Source organism: Ilumatobacter sp. (genome assembly GCF_030065885.1).
Classification (GTDB): Bacteria; Actinomycetota; Acidimicrobiia; order Acidimicrobiales; family Ilumatobacteraceae; genus Ilumatobacter.
The window spans coordinates 1-13,249 of record NZ_JASJCS010000058.1 but is presented as its reverse complement, the minus strand read 5'-3'; the positions used below and the strand labels follow the sequence as shown (position 1 = coordinate 13,249).

Genomic DNA, 13,249 nt, shown 5'->3' with positions numbered 1-13,249 from the left:
GCCACGTGGTCCCGATCACCGGGGCCTTCCCACGGCCGATTCGGCTCGGCGGCCTGCTCAGAGCACCGATTCGTAGATCGCCATCGTCCTCCGCGCGGCGACGTCCCAGCCGAATTCGGTGACCGCTCGCTCGCGGCCCGCGACGCCCATCGCCTGGGCGCGATCGGGGTTGGCCAGCACCTGATTGACCGCGGCCGCGAGCTGTGCCTCGAACTCGACCGTGTCGGCCTCGTCGTAGTGCACGAGGAGCCCGGTCTTGCCGTCGTCGACGACCTCGGGGATGCCGCCCACGTCGCTCGCCACGACCGCGGTCTCGCAGGCCATCGCTTCGAGGTTGACGATGCCGAGCGGTTCGTACACCGACGGGCAGACGAAGACCGTGCCGTGCGTGAGCACCTGACGGACGTCCTCCCTGGGCAGCATCTCGGAGTGCAGATGGACGGCGTCACGGCTGGCACGCAGCGCGGCGACGGCCTCGTCGGTCTCGGCCTCGAGCTCGGGGGTGTCGGCGGCTCCGGCGAGCAGCACCAGCTGTGCCGACTCGTCGAATTGCAGCGCAGCTCGAAGGAGGTGGGGAACGCCCTTCTGGCGGGTGATCCTCCCGACGAAGACGACCGATGGCCGGGCCGGGTCGACACCCAGCCGCTCGAGGACGTCGGTGGCGGGGTCGGGCCGGTACAGCGTCGTGTCGATACCGTTGTGGACGACGTGGACCTTCGCCTCGTCGAGCGACGGGTACGACGCCATGACGTCCTGCTTCGAGCCGTGGCTGACCGCGATCACCGCATCGGCTGCCTCGTACGCGGTCTGCTCGGCCCACGACGAGACGCGGTACCCGCCCCCGAGCTGCTCGGCCTTCCACGGGCGCTGTGGTTCGAGCGAGTGCGACGTGACGACGTGGGGGATGTCGTGGAGCAGCTTGGCGAGGTGGCCACCCATGTTGGCGTACCACGTGTGCGAGTGGACGATGTCGCAGCCCGCGGCCTGGTCGGCCATGGCGAGGTCGGCGGCCAGCGTCCGGATCGCCGGGTTGGCATCGGCGAGCAACGGGTTGTGCTCGGAGTGGGCGACGGCGCCGTCGCGGGGTGCTCCCATGCAGTGCACGTCGACGTCGGCGAGCTTCTCGAGCTCACGGACGAGGAAGTCGACGTGGACGCCGGCGCCACCGTAGACCTCGGGCGGGTACTCGCGGGTGAGGATGCCGATACGCACGATTGGAGCGTACGCCGTGATCGGCGTGGATCGCCCGGGACCTTCGGCCCGTTATCTCCGCGCCGCGGCGGGTGAGGAGTGCCATAGTGGTGCCGGTCACGATCGCCGGCCAGCTCGCGGGAGGACGACGCGTGTCGAGACTGCCGAGTCGCAACTCGAAGGACGACGTGGGGGTGCTGCGGCGGCGCGTCCTCGTCGTCGGATACCCCGTTGACGGGCCCGGTGGCCGAGCCGAGCACGAGACCGGGTCGGCTGCGGCTCACAGGGTTCCCGCGGCTCGGAGGGGTGCATGAGGCTGTTCCTGAGCCACAAGGCCGAGCGCGACAAGGACCGCGCCGAGCGCATCAAGCGTGCGCTCGAGAGCCTCGAGCGGAGCAAGATCTCCGTCTTCGTGTCGTCGGCCGACATTGCGGCTGCCGAGAAGTGGCCGAAGCGGATCCGTGAGGAGCTGCGCGCAGCAGACCTGCTGCTCCTCCTCTACACGGATCCGAACCTCGACTGGGCGTGGTGCATGTACGAGGCCGGCCTCTACGCACGCCTCGACGGTGACCCCGACGACGACGATCCGGTCACGTTCCTGCATCACGTCCGCGGCGTCCCGCCGTCCCAGCTCCGTGACAACCAGGGGGTCAAGGCGACCAAGGGTGAGATCGAGAAGTTCCTCACCGACCTGTTGAAGCAGGCGATCGCGCCGAACGGCAAGCTCACCCCCAAGCGCCGGGAGCGCATCCGAGACGCCGCCAAGGCCATCGCCGCCGAGTTCCCCGACGCCGACACCTATCACGTCAGCTACACCGTCGTGATCGACATCGTGAAGTGGAACCCGGGACGCGGGATACCGCTGCAGTCACGGGTCACGACCACCGGCTCGACGGCCGCCGTTCTCGGGAAGGCCGAGACGGCCGGCATGACGTGGGGCGAGCTCACCGAGAAGTACCGGCCGAAGGGCCGCAAGAAGGCGGCATGGCTCCACGAGCTCGACGAGGCGTTCATCGAGGCGGCCAGGTGCCGGCCCTGCAAGATGGCGCAAGAGACCTTCGAGAGTCACGAAGGCGGGGTGATCCTGCATCCGTTCCTCCACCGGATCGACCGGATCGCCGGACGGCCCGTGCGGGCCGAAGTCGCCTTCGTCGCCGAGGTGGCACCAGCCGACATCGGTGGTCCGGTCTTTGCGATGTTGCGGGCGCTCGAACGCAACAACAGCGAGGTCATCGAAGCGTTCCTCGACACGAGGATCGGCATGCCGGTCCTGCGCAACGACGCCACACCGACCCTGATCCAGCAGCGGCTGCTCCTGATCCAGAACGACATCGCGCGCGCCCGCGTCTTCGAGCGCGACCGCGTCGAGGTCTTCGGGGACACCGCCGCCGACGCGGCGAAGCTCGTCAAGAGGTGGCAGGTCCTGTCCGACAGGCTGAGCCGGAGCTGCGATGCCAAGCGCCCGAACCTGGCGACGATCGCCAAGGGTCTCGACAAGATGCGCGAGACGAACAACGCGCTCAGCAAGCTCGCCGCCGACCGCTACGCCCAGGTCGTCGACGCGCGGCAGTAGCGGCGGCTGGCCGTGCCCCTACTCGGCCGCATCCGGCCGAAGCGACCGGGAGCTCGTGCTACTTCAGGAACTTGCTCGTGGTGTTGTCGGCGAGCACCTTCCCGCCGGTCTGGCAGGTGGGGCAGTAGTGGACCGTGTAGCCGCTGTACTCGACGGCGCGCACGGCGTCGCCGCACACCGGACACGGCTCGCCGGTGCGTTTGTGCACCGAGCTCGGCCGGTCCTTCGACGAGCTCATGTCGGGTCGCGATCGCTCGTACTCGAGGCCCTCGGCGACGGTGGCTGCGATCGCCGCAACCACCAGGTCCGCGCCCTCGGCACCGAGCTTGCCGGTCATCGCAAAGGGGCTGAGCTTGGCGTGGTGGCAGATCTCGTTGGCGAGGCGGCGCCCCAGCCCGGCGATCGACCGCTGGTCGCGGAGGAACCCGTGCAGGCGCTGGTTCTTGGCCCCGAGCAGCTCGACCATCTGCTCGGCCGTTACGGTGTCGGCGTCGGGGCCCAGCACGTCGAGCGGCGGGCTGGTCATCGCATCGCTCGGCGTGAGGCACCACACGCCGGCGCGCCGCTCGGTGCCGGCTTCGGTGAGCAGGAGCGCGGGCCCCTCGTCGAACACGAACCGGGCTTGGCCGCCGCGCGGCTTCGCCGACTGCTTCTCGTCGACGAGGAGCCGGCCACCTTGCATGAGGTGCACGGCGAAGTGGACCGATTCGAATTCGAGCAGCAGGTACTTCCCCCGCCGCCCGACCCCCCGGAGGGGCTGCCCGTAGGCCTCGTCCGGCGCCGGGAGCGCGGTCCGCAGCGCCGTGAACTTGATCGGCACGAACCGGGTCAGGACTCGGCCGTCGAACCGGTCGGCGAGGCGCTCGGCGTGCGCTTGGACCTCGGGCAGCTCGGGCATGTCACTCGTAGCGGGTGCGCTCGCGCACGGTCGTGAAGACCTGCTCGAGTGCGCCGAAGACCGGCTGGGCGTCGATCAGCGCCTGGTGCTCGCCGTAGAGGCGGATGCGACCCGTGATGAACGCCTCCTGTGCGTTCAGCTCGCCCGTGGCGACGCCGACCGCGGTCTCCCAGCTCTGCTCCATCTTGACGTCTTCCGGGTCGGCCGCCCCGGCGCCGAACGCAGCCTCGCCATCGGCGACCTGCAGGTGGTACGTGACGTCGCCCTCGGGTCCGTCGGTGACGACCTGGGTGACGCCGACCGTGTGCTCGGCCGCGAGTGCGGAGAGCGTCTCGCTCTCGGCCACCTCGCGGGTCAGCTCGCGGATCCAGGCCAGGCTCAGGTAGCGGACGTCCTCGCTCATCAGGCCTCCTAGTCTGCCGGATCGTGACACCGGCCGACGACCTCCCACACGCGTCCGCTGCGGTGGAGGAGTGGGTGTTCGCGGCGTGGACGGCCGACGGCCGCCTGGGATTCGTGTCCGGCCATCGCCTGGTCGGACGCCTGGCGTGGTACTGGACGGCGCTGGTGCAGCGTGGGCACCCGCTGCTGCACGTGACCGAGTGGGAGGTGCCGCGACGCGCCGATCCGTTCATCGTGAAGGCGCCCGAGATGTGGGCCGAGCACCATTGCGTCGCGCCGATGGAGCAGTGGTCGATCGGCAACGAGGCGCACGCGGTGGCACTCGACGATCCGGCCGACGCCCTGGGCCGCGCCTACGGCGTACCGACCCCCATGGCGTCGGATCTCGAGTGGTATGCCGCCTCGCCGCCGGTCGCCGTGCGGGATGGGTTCGAGCAGGCGGGGGTGGTGCACGGGCTGATCGAGCTGCTCGACCGCCCGAACGTGGAACTGGCCGAGGCCCCCGCTCACCGGTGGCACCGGTGGAGCGACGACCCCGGCCTGTCCCCCCTCTCCCTGGAATCGGCCGTGGCACACACGGGGCTGCGAGCGCCGTTCGCGTTCCCCGATGGCTCGGTGGCCGACTGGGTGCTCAGTCCTGCTGGTTGGCGCTCACGGGCTCGGGCTCGCTGATCGGCTCGTCGGGGTCGCCCGGGGGTTCGGTGGCGTGCTCGGCGGGGGGCGTGCTGCGGAGGGCGGCGGTGGGGCTCGGGAGTGCCCTCTCGGCCCGCCGGCGACGCTCGGTGCGTGTGATCAGCAGGGCGATCGCGCCGATCACGACGGCGACCCCCAGGAAGGGAGCCAGCACTGCCAGCACGAAGCCGAGCGCGAAGAACACCGCGACGAACGCGTTCCAGCCCGTGGCGAAGGCGTCGCCGATGCCCTCGTCGGTCTCGGGCACGGGTTCGGGCACGGCGGCGGTCGGCACGACCTCGATCGTGATCGTCGAGAGTGCGACGCGGTCGCTGAGGTTGCGCTGCTGGGCCTCGAGCTGCTCGAGCTCGGTCTGCCGGCGGGTCAGCTCGCTCTCGAGCGAGACGAGGTCGTTCAGGTCGGTCGCCTGCTCCATGAAGCCGCGCACGTTCTCGACGCTCTGACGGGCGTTGCTGATCCGGACGTCGAGGTCGATCAGCTGCTCGGTCACGTCGCGGGCGCTCTGGTTGATCGACTGCACCGTGCCGGTGTCGTCGAGCCCGCTCAGGAAGCGGTCGACCGCACCCGGTGGCACCTTCACGGTCAGCACGGCGAAGTCGTCGCCGTTGTCGTCGGCGGCGCCGTAGTCGACGTTGCTCGACGCAACGCCGCCGCCCAGCGACGACGCAGTGGCCATGATCGATGCGACGGTGCGCTGGACGTTGTCGCTGCTGACCACCACGCCCATCTCGATGATGACGTCGCGGCCGATGACCCCGATGTCGAAGCCGCCATCCTGCTCGGGTGCTTCACGGGTGGCGACGAAGTCGTCGCCGGTGTCCGCTGCGGCGTCGTCGGCCGCAGCATCGTCCACCGCTGCGTCGACGCCCGCTTCCTCGTCGGCCGTGGCGTCGTCGCCACCGTCGTCGTCGTCACCTCCGCAGGCAGCGAGGACCAGTGTCCCGCTGACGATGACGGCGCCGATCGTTCGGCGCCTCCTGATCGGTGCTGCTGTGTTTCTCCCCATGACTGGTTCGACGTGCCGCGACGCGCTCCGGTTCCCGTGCCACACTCGACGGCCGACATGCAGTACCAGCGCGACATCCTCGACGAGTTCGCCGAGAGCCGGAAACCGAGGCAGTACCCGACGATCGAGGTGGCCAACGGCCTCGTCGTCGAGGACCGTTCGAGCGGCTTCGTCGGTGACGTCGTGCGATGGAACCACGAGGCCGTCACGCTGCGAGACCGCAAGCAGCACCTGCGCCACTTCACGTGGAAGCCCGGCGGCTTCCTGTTCGAGGGCGAGCCGGTCACGCTCGTGCGCCCGGCGCAACGGGCGACGGCGACGCAGCGGGTCACCGCCTCCGGCTCGGTCGCTGCCGATCGCTCGGCGGGCGCCCGGGTGGCCAGGGCGAGCCGGATCTGGGTCGAGGGCAAGCACGACGCCGAGCTGCTCGAACACGTCTGGGGCGACGATCTGTGTGAGCTCGGCGTCGTCGTCGAGCCGCTCCACGGGGCAGATGATCTGGCCGCGGCGGTGCTCGGCTTCCAGCCGAGCGCCGAGCGGCGACTGGGCGTGCTGCTCGACCACCTCGTTCCGGGCTCGAAGGAGAGCCGGATCGCGGCGACGGTCGATCACCCCGCAGTGCTCGTGACCGGCCACCCGTTCGTCGACGTGTGGGCCGGCATCCGCCCGAAGGTGGTCGGTCTGGACGCCTGGCCGGAGATCGCGAAGGGCGAGCTGTCGTGGAAGGAAGCGCTCTGCGACCGTCTCGGCGTGCCGTTCGAGGGGTTCTGGCCGAAGCTCCGCAACGGCGTGCGCACCTACGCCGACCTCGAGCCGGAACTCGTCGGCGCGGTCGAGCGCCTCATCGACTTCGTCGCCGTGGGCTGAGACGGGGCGGCGACGGGTCGCGTCACGGTGCCTCGGCCCGGTCGGGCGGACGGCGTACCCGCGGGACGGCATCAGGTGGCTGGGGCGGCGTACCCGGTCGGGCTGCCTCGACGAGATCGACACCAATCCGGCTCGACGGCGGTGACGAACAGACCATGAACACATCGACCCTCACCGCCAGGAGGTAACACCATGGCTGACGAACGAATCCCCCGCCGCTGGCCGGGCCCGACCCCCGACCCGAGCGACGAGCACGGCCTCCGTCGAGCCGGTCTCATCGCTCCCGACGCCGACCCATCCGAGCCCGCGCCCCGACCATCGGGTGGCGTCGCCGAGGCTTCGAGCGGGCCCGGCACCGTGACACGCCGTCCCGAGCTCGGGGGCATGGAAGGAGCCCCGGTCCGGACGCTGCCGCGGCCGGTCACGCAACCCGTGGGGACGCGACCGACCGGCGGGACGACCGCACCGCCGAGCGGCGGGGACGAGTCGCCGTCGCCCGAGCCCCCGGGCGAGCCGACGCCGGGTGGGGAGCCGCCGGCGATCCAGGTCCTGACCGGCTACGAGGTCCTGGTGGTGCTCACCGACGCCGACATCGCCACGCTGACGAATCCGCGGCTGGCACCCCGGACGATTCCCAACGGGGCGGCGCTCGCCCGTGCCCGCGATCGACTCGCCGCATGGCGAGCCGCCGGCTACGCAGCTCGTGCGATCTACGCGCCCGCCGACGCCGGAGTCGTCGGACGCGCCGTCGCCGAGATCACCGAGCGATACGTCGCGCAGGGCCGGGCGCTGAAGCGCCTCCTCGTGCAATTCGAGGAGCACGGCAGCGAGGGCGCCTTCCTGTCGCGCCCCGAGACCACCGGCCGCTACGTGCCGATCGCGCACTCGGCGCTCGGCGCGGCGGTCGGTCGTGCGCTCCCGGTCAGCCTCGGCGCCGTCGAACTGGTCGCGATCTTCGACGCCTGCCGGCAGGGCACTGCCGTCGACACCTTCACCGACGCCGTCCTGGCCGCCCGAACCGGAGCCCGCACGACCGGATTGACGATGACGGCGACCGCCAAAGCCGGCGACGACGCCGTGTGCCTGGCCGCGGGCGGCGTGTACCTCGGCCGCTTCCTGGCCAAGCGCAAGCCCAAGGGGGCGACGCCCCTGTCGCTCGAGGACCTGGCCGCGGTCCACGAGGCGGTGGTCGAGGACCAGCGAGCCGAGATCGCAGCCGCGGCGGACAACCGGCCGCCCGCGGGCGGCGTCGGCGAGATCCGCTCGTACTGAGGGCGGGACCGTCTGGCCCAGTCAGCCCTCGATCACGTCCGGACGGGCCCGCGTCGAGCGGGCCGGGCCGAGGGCGCGAGCGCGTGCGAGATCTCGCGGGCGCGGCCGTCGAACGCTCGCCGGGCCCACGAGCCGCGAGGCATCAGGTCGGCCAGTCCGCTCGGCCGGACGGTGGACCCGAGCGGCGGCGCGAGGTACGGGCCGATATCGGGTGGCTCAGGCGGGTAGCGATCATGGGTTCCGCGAGCGTGGCACGCTCTGGGGCACACCCGGTTCATTCCTCGCCGTGGACCCATGCGCCGAAGTTGGGAGCATCCGGATCGGACTTCCGGCTGGTCGGGAGCGCCAGTCGCAGTTCGGTGTGCGGGTGCCCCCGGCTGTCGGCCAGCCGTGACGTCACGATCCGCATCCCGTACCTGCGGTAGAGGTTGACCGCTGGATCGTTGCCCAGCTTGGCAAGGGTCCAAGCCTGTTCGCCGAGCGCAGCCATGGCTGCGTTCAACAGCCGGTCACCGATGCCGCGTCGATGGTGGGCCGGGTCGACGTAGAGCCACGAGAGGTAGCCGCTGTCGCGCCACTCGCCCCGCTCTCGCCACCCGACGAACCCCACGACCTGCCCGTCGAGACAGCCGACCATTGCCGTGTTCAGCCGCTGGAACTCCTCCAGGTCCTCCTCGTCCGGCAGCGGCCGGAACGCGCGTGGATCCGTCCCCGTCAGGCGCAGCTCGTGCCTGGCGGCGCGTTCGTACACCCCGCAGAGGGCATCCCAGTCCTCGGGCGCAAACCCGCGAATGGCAAGTTCGTCGTCGATCATGTTCCGGCCCGCCGAGCGCCAAGGTACTTGCCCAGTGGCCCACTCGACCTCGAGCACGCACCCCACCTGCTCTGCAGGGCGATCTCCCGGCCGGTGTCGAGCTTCGTCGGGACTCGGTAACACCGCCTTGCGGCACGTCCGCCGATCGGCCCGGGCCGGCCCGGCGGATCAGACGAAGGCGCTGGCGAAGACCAGGCTGACGATGGTCATCACCTTGAGGAGGATGTTCATCGACGGGCCCGAGGTGTCCTTGAACGGGTCGCCGACCGTGTCACCGACGACGGCCGCCTTGTGCGGCTCGGAGCCCTTGCCGCCGTGCTGGCCGGTCTCGATGTACTTCTTGGCGTTGTCCCACGCACCACCGGCGTTGGCCATGAAGATCGCCAGCGCGAACCCGGTCACCAGCGCACCAGCGAGCAGACCACCGAGGGCATCGGTGCTGATGAAGCCGGTGACGAGCGGCACCACCACCGCCAGCGCACCCGGGATCACCATCTCCTTCAACGACGCCTCGGTCGAGATCGCCACGCACTTGGCGCTGTCGGGGATCACGCCGGGCTCGCCGTCGCGCAGGCCCGGGATCTCGCGGAACTGACGGCGGACCTCCTCGATCATCTGGTTGGCTGCACGGCCGACGGCATCGATCGTCAGCGCTGCGAACAGGAACGGCAGGCCGGCGCCGATGAACAGGCCGATGAAGGTCTCGACATCGCCGACGTTGAGGTTGAGCACCTCACCCTCGTCGCGCAGCGCGAACTCGAAGCTCTTGAACAGCGCCAGAGCGGTGAGTGCTGCCGAGCCGACGGCGAAGCCCTTGGCGATCGCAGCGGTCGTGTTGCCGAGCGAGTCGAGCGCGTCGGTCACCTCGCGGACCGACGGGTCGAGCTCGGCCATCTCGGCGATGCCGCCGGCGTTGTCGGCGATCGGACCGTACGCGTCGACCGAGACGACGACACCTGTGGTCGCGAGCATGCCGATCGCCGCGACAGCGATGCCGTAGATGCCTCCGAAGTCGTCGTTGGCGTCGAGGAACGTGATCTGTCCACCCCAGTAGGCGACGCCCACCCCGATGATGATCAGCGCGACCGACGCCGCCACCGACACCATGCCGGTGCTGAAGCCCGAGAGCACCGTCGTGGCCGGGCCCGTCTCGGACTGCGCAGCGATCTTCTTGACCGGGTTGAAGTGGTCGGACGTGAAGTACTCGGCGCACTTGCCCAGACCCCACCCGACGATCAGGCCGCCGATCACCGAGATCGCGAGGCCAATCGGCTGGTCGAACTCGTCGCCGCCGAACAACCAGTACGCGATCGCGACCGTCGCGGCGATGGTGAGCCCCATCGCGACGTTGGTGCCCATGTGCAGCGCTCGGCTGAGGTGCTTCGTGTCGGTTGAGGTGCCGCCCTTGACGAAGAACGAACCGATCACCGACGCCACCATGCCGACGAAGGCGATCGCCATCGGGAACACGATCAACTCGATGACGCCGTCGTTGCCGCTGTCACCGGCGTTCGCGTTGAGCCCGAGGAAGAACGCCACCAGCGAGATCGGGGCGATGATCGACCCGACGTAGGACTCGAACAGGTCGGCACCCATGCCGGCCACGTCGCCGACGTTGTCGCCGACGTTGTCGGCGATCGTCGCCGGGTTGCGCGGGTCGTCCTCGGGGATGCCGGCCTCGACTTTGCCGACCAGGTCGGCGCCGACGTCGGCGGCCTTGGTGTAGATGCCGCCGCCGACACGGGAGAAGAGGGCGATCGTCGATGCGCCGAGGCCGTACGCGGTCAGGATCGAGAAGGCGTCGGTGACCTCGAACCACTCGACCCACAGCAGGTAATTGATCGTCAGGCCGAGCAGGCCGAGCCCGGCGACCGCGAAGCCCATGACCGCGCCGCCGCGGAAGGCGATCGGCAGCGCCTTGCCCGGACCGTCTTTGGCGGCCTCGGTCGTCCGTGCGTTCGCCATCGTCGCGACCGTCATGCCGGCGAAGCCGGCGCCGGCCGAGAGCAGCGCACCCATCAGGTAGCTGACGGCCGCCAGCGGATCGATGACGATCGCCAGCAGGATCAGCATCGCCACCGCGAACCCGGCGACCCACTGGTACTCCTTGAAGAGGAACGCCCTCGCGCCCTTCTGGATCTCGGTCATCAGGAAGACCATCCGGTCACTACCCGGCGAAGCCTTCCCGACGAGGGTGTAGTAGTAGCCGGCCAGGCCGAGACCGATGATGGCCGAGAGCGCGGCGAGGTAGGGAACTGCTTCCACTGTTGTCGTGCCTCCTGGGGCGTCCGTACGGAAAGTCAGACCATGATGCTCGGTACCACACCCCGTCTCCAACTCGGCAACGGGCCTGACCGGCATCGCTGTTTCCGATGTGGTCGCGGTGCCGGTGATGACATCGCCGCTGATTGCGGCCCGGGTAGGGCGCTCGCGGTAGCGTCCAGCGCATGTCACAGACCCTGCGTCGCGGACCGGTGTCGGGTACTGCGCTCGAGCCGGCCGGCAAACGCAAGCCGTTCCTGGTCGACTTCTACTCGACGGCCGTCGGCAAGAAGTACGTGATGGCCATCACCGGCATCATCGGCATCGGCTTCATCGTCGGCCACATGATCGGCAACCTCAAGATGTACATCGGTACGGTCGACGAGGGCGGCACCGAGGTCTACGACATCGACGTCTACGGCGAGTACCTGCGCGAGATCCTGGTGCCGATCCTCCCGCGGACCTACTTCCTGTGGGGTCTGAGGTTCGTCCTGATCGGCGCCGTGGTCCTGCACGTGCACGCCGCCTACACGCTGACGCTCCTCAACCGCCGCGCCCGACCCGTCAAGTACCAGGGCGCTCGCGACTACCAGGTCGCCAACTTCGCCAGCCGCACCATGCGCTGGACCGGCATCATCGTGTTGCTCTTCCTGTTCTGGCACCTCGCCGATCTGACGTGGGGATGGTTCAACCCCGACTTCGTCCGCGGTGAGGTGTACCGCAACGTCGACGCCAGCCTGAGCCGCATCCCGGTGGCGATCCTCTACGTCGTCGCCAACATCGCGCTGGGCATCCACCTGTTCCACGGCACGTGGAGCCTCTTCCAGTCGATGGGGTGGAACAACCCGCGGTTCAACCGCTGGCGACGCGGGCTCGCGACCGGACTCGCCGCCGTGGTCGTGGTCGGCAACGTCTCGTTCCCGATCGCCGTCCAGGCCGGCATCGTCGAGTTCGACGAGTCGGTCACCTCGGTGCACGACCTCGAGGAGGGTTCGGAATGATCCCGACCGCACTGATCCCGACAGCCACGTCTGCTCCGGCGCCGTCTCCCTCGTCGCCCGGCACCACGGAGGACCCCCGATGAGCATCAACCTCGACTCGAAGGTCCCGCAGGGGCCGATGGCCGAGAAGTGGGAGAACTTCAAGGCCAACGAGAAGCTCGTCAACCCGGCCAACAAGCGGAAGTTCAAGATCATCGTCGTCGGCAGCGGCCTCGCCGGCGCGTCGGCCGGGGCGACGCTCGCCGAGCTCGGCTACAACGTCGAGCTCTTCACCTTCCACGACTCGCCGCGCCGGGCCCACTCGATCGCCGCCCAGGGCGGCATCAACGCCGCCAAGAACTACAAGGGCGACGGCGATTCGATCCACCGCCTGTTCTACGACACGGTCAAGGGTGGGGACTTCCGGAGCCGCGAAGCGAACGTGTACCGGCTGGCCGAGGTCTCGGTCGACATCATCGACCAGATGGTCGCCCAGGGTGTGCCGTTCGCGCGCGAGTACGGCGGCCTGCTCGACAACCGGTCGTTCGGTGGCGCCCAGGTGTCGCGCACGTTCTACGCCCGCGGCCAGACCGGCCAGCAGCTCCTGATGGGCGCGTACCAGCAGCTGTCGCGCCAGATCGGCCTCGGCCACGTCAACTTCTACAACCGGATCGAGCTGGTCGACATCGTCGTGATCGACGGACGCTGCGCCGGCATCGTCGTGCGCGACCTGATGACCGGCGAGGTCAGCTCGCACGCCGCGCATGCGGTCGTGATGGCCACCGGTGGGTACGGCAACGCGTTCTTCCTCTCGACGAATGCGATGTCGTGCAACGTCACTGCTGCCTGGCGGGCCCACCGCAAGGGCGCTGCGTTCGCCAACCCGTGCTTCACCCAGATCCACCCGACGTGCATCCCGCAGGCCGACGACTTCCAGTCGAAGCTGACGCTGATGTCGGAATCGCTGCGCAACGACGGCCGCGTCTGGGTGCCGAACAGCGCCGACGAGACGCGTGCCCCCGCCCAGATCCCCGAGGACGACCGCGACTACTACCTCGAGCGGATCTACCCCAGCTTCGGCAACCTCGCGCCGCGCGACGTCTCGTCACGGGCGGCCAAGCGCGCCGTCGACGCCGGCCAGGGTGTCGGGCCGCTCAAGAACGGGGTGTACCTCGACTTCGCCGACGCGATCGGCCGCCCGTGACGAGACGTCGCGCGGCGCGAGGTTGCCGAAGCTGGGGTAGATCCGCTCGAGGTAGTAGTCGCGGTCGTCCTCGGGGATCTGGGCGGG

11 protein-coding genes and 1 pseudogene are annotated in these 13,249 nt (G+C 69.8%); 6 read left to right on the top strand and 6 right to left on the bottom strand.

All coding sequences use genetic code 11. The annotated features are described in order from the left end of the window. Positions 1–57 precede the first annotated feature (57 nt). A complete protein-coding gene (gene glgA, locus QNJ12_RS13190) occupies positions 58–1,212 on the bottom strand; it encodes a glycogen synthase (protein ID WP_300623137.1) in 1,155 nt (384 codons plus the stop codon). Between the two features lie 289 nt (positions 1,213–1,501). On the opposite strand from glgA, the gene QNJ12_RS13185 reads away from it, so the two are divergent. Then, positions 1,502–2,764: a TIR domain-containing protein gene (locus tag QNJ12_RS13185; protein ID WP_300623135.1), complete on the top strand. Its 1,263-nt coding sequence runs from the start codon at positions 1,502–1,504 to the stop codon at positions 2,762–2,764. Between the two features lie 58 nt (positions 2,765–2,822). Here the strand turns inward: QNJ12_RS13185 and QNJ12_RS13180 are convergent, their stop codons facing one another. Beyond that, entirely contained in the window at positions 2,823–3,662 is an 840-nt protein-coding gene (locus tag QNJ12_RS13180) for a DNA-formamidopyrimidine glycosylase family protein (RefSeq protein WP_300623133.1), read from the bottom strand. Position 3,663: 1 nt separating this feature from the next. Then, a complete protein-coding gene (locus QNJ12_RS13175; protein ID WP_300623131.1) occupies positions 3,664–4,065 on the bottom strand; it encodes an SCP2 sterol-binding domain-containing protein in 402 nt (133 codons plus the stop codon). Positions 4,066–4,088: 23 nt separating this feature from the next. Here QNJ12_RS13175 and QNJ12_RS13170 point away from each other — a divergent pair, with 23 nt between their 5' ends. After that, positions 4,089–4,736 (top strand): hypothetical protein, encoded by a 648-nt coding sequence (locus tag QNJ12_RS13170; protein WP_300623129.1) that lies wholly within the window; start codon positions 4,089–4,091, stop codon positions 4,734–4,736. Here the strand turns inward: QNJ12_RS13170 and QNJ12_RS13165 are convergent. Continuing rightward, positions 4,696–5,763 carry a DUF4349 domain-containing protein gene (locus QNJ12_RS13165; RefSeq protein WP_300623128.1) on the bottom strand — a complete coding sequence of 356 codons (1,068 nt, stop codon included), beginning with the start codon at positions 5,761–5,763 and terminating at the stop codon, positions 4,696–4,698. The two genes, QNJ12_RS13170 and QNJ12_RS13165, sit on opposite strands and share 41 nt — an antisense overlap. A 36-nt stretch (positions 5,764–5,799) precedes the next feature. Here QNJ12_RS13165 and QNJ12_RS13160 point away from each other — a divergent pair, with 36 nt between their 5' ends. Both QNJ12_RS13160 and QNJ12_RS13155 read left to right on the top strand, forming a co-directional pair. Beyond that, positions 5,800–6,630 (top strand): DUF3097 family protein, encoded by an 831-nt coding sequence (locus QNJ12_RS13160; RefSeq protein WP_300623126.1) that lies wholly within the window; start codon positions 5,800–5,802, stop codon positions 6,628–6,630. 192 nt (positions 6,631–6,822) lie between these two features. Further along, positions 6,823–7,902 carry a hypothetical protein gene (locus QNJ12_RS13155; protein ID WP_300623124.1) on the top strand — a complete coding sequence of 360 codons (1,080 nt, stop codon included), beginning with the start codon at positions 6,823–6,825 and terminating at the stop codon, positions 7,900–7,902. Positions 7,903–8,176: 274 nt separating this feature from the next. On the opposite strand, the gene QNJ12_RS13150 is transcribed toward QNJ12_RS13155, so the two are convergent. Both QNJ12_RS13150 and QNJ12_RS13145 read right to left on the bottom strand, forming a co-directional pair. Continuing rightward, complete coding sequence (locus QNJ12_RS13150) at positions 8,177–8,716, bottom strand: GNAT family N-acetyltransferase (RefSeq protein ID WP_300623122.1); 540 nt, start codon at positions 8,714–8,716, stop codon at positions 8,177–8,179. Between the two features lie 168 nt (positions 8,717–8,884). Further along, a complete protein-coding gene (locus QNJ12_RS13145; RefSeq protein ID WP_300623120.1) occupies positions 8,885–10,981 on the bottom strand; it encodes a sodium-translocating pyrophosphatase in 2,097 nt (698 codons plus the stop codon). 182 nt (positions 10,982–11,163) lie between these two features. Between QNJ12_RS13145 and QNJ12_RS13140 the strand changes: the two genes are divergently transcribed. Together QNJ12_RS13140 and sdhA are read left to right on the top strand one after the other, a co-directional pair. After that, positions 11,164–11,979: a succinate dehydrogenase cytochrome b subunit gene (locus QNJ12_RS13140; RefSeq protein ID WP_300623119.1), complete on the top strand. Its 816-nt coding sequence runs from the start codon at positions 11,164–11,166 to the stop codon at positions 11,977–11,979. An 85-nt stretch (positions 11,980–12,064) separates the two neighbouring features. Continuing rightward, a pseudogene (sdhA, locus tag QNJ12_RS13135) lies at positions 12,065–13,156 on the top strand (succinate dehydrogenase (quinone) flavoprotein subunit); the annotation flags it as partial. Positions 13,157–13,249: the final 93 nt, after the last annotated feature.

What these genes read in the sequence shown, in the direction of transcription:
- QNJ12_RS13185 (WP_300623135.1), top strand. Translation starts at nt 1,502, where the DNA reads ATGAGGCTGTTCCTGAGCCACAAGGCCGAGCGCGACAAGGACCGCGCC.
- QNJ12_RS13180 (WP_300623133.1), bottom strand. Translation starts at nt 3,662, where the DNA reads ATGCCCGAGCTGCCCGAGGTCCAAGCGCACGCCGAGCGCCTCGCCGAC.
- QNJ12_RS13175 (WP_300623131.1), bottom strand. Translation starts at nt 4,065, where the DNA reads ATGAGCGAGGACGTCCGCTACCTGAGCCTGGCCTGGATCCGCGAGCTG.
- QNJ12_RS13165 (WP_300623128.1), bottom strand. Translation starts at nt 5,763, where the DNA reads ATGGGGAGAAACACAGCAGCACCGATCAGGAGGCGCCGAACGATCGGC.
- QNJ12_RS13155 (WP_300623124.1), top strand. Translation starts at nt 6,823, where the DNA reads ATGGCTGACGAACGAATCCCCCGCCGCTGGCCGGGCCCGACCCCCGAC.
- QNJ12_RS13150 (WP_300623122.1), bottom strand. Translation starts at nt 8,716, where the DNA reads ATGATCGACGACGAACTTGCCATTCGCGGGTTTGCGCCCGAGGACTGG.
- QNJ12_RS13140 (WP_300623119.1), top strand. Translation starts at nt 11,164, where the DNA reads ATGTCACAGACCCTGCGTCGCGGACCGGTGTCGGGTACTGCGCTCGAG.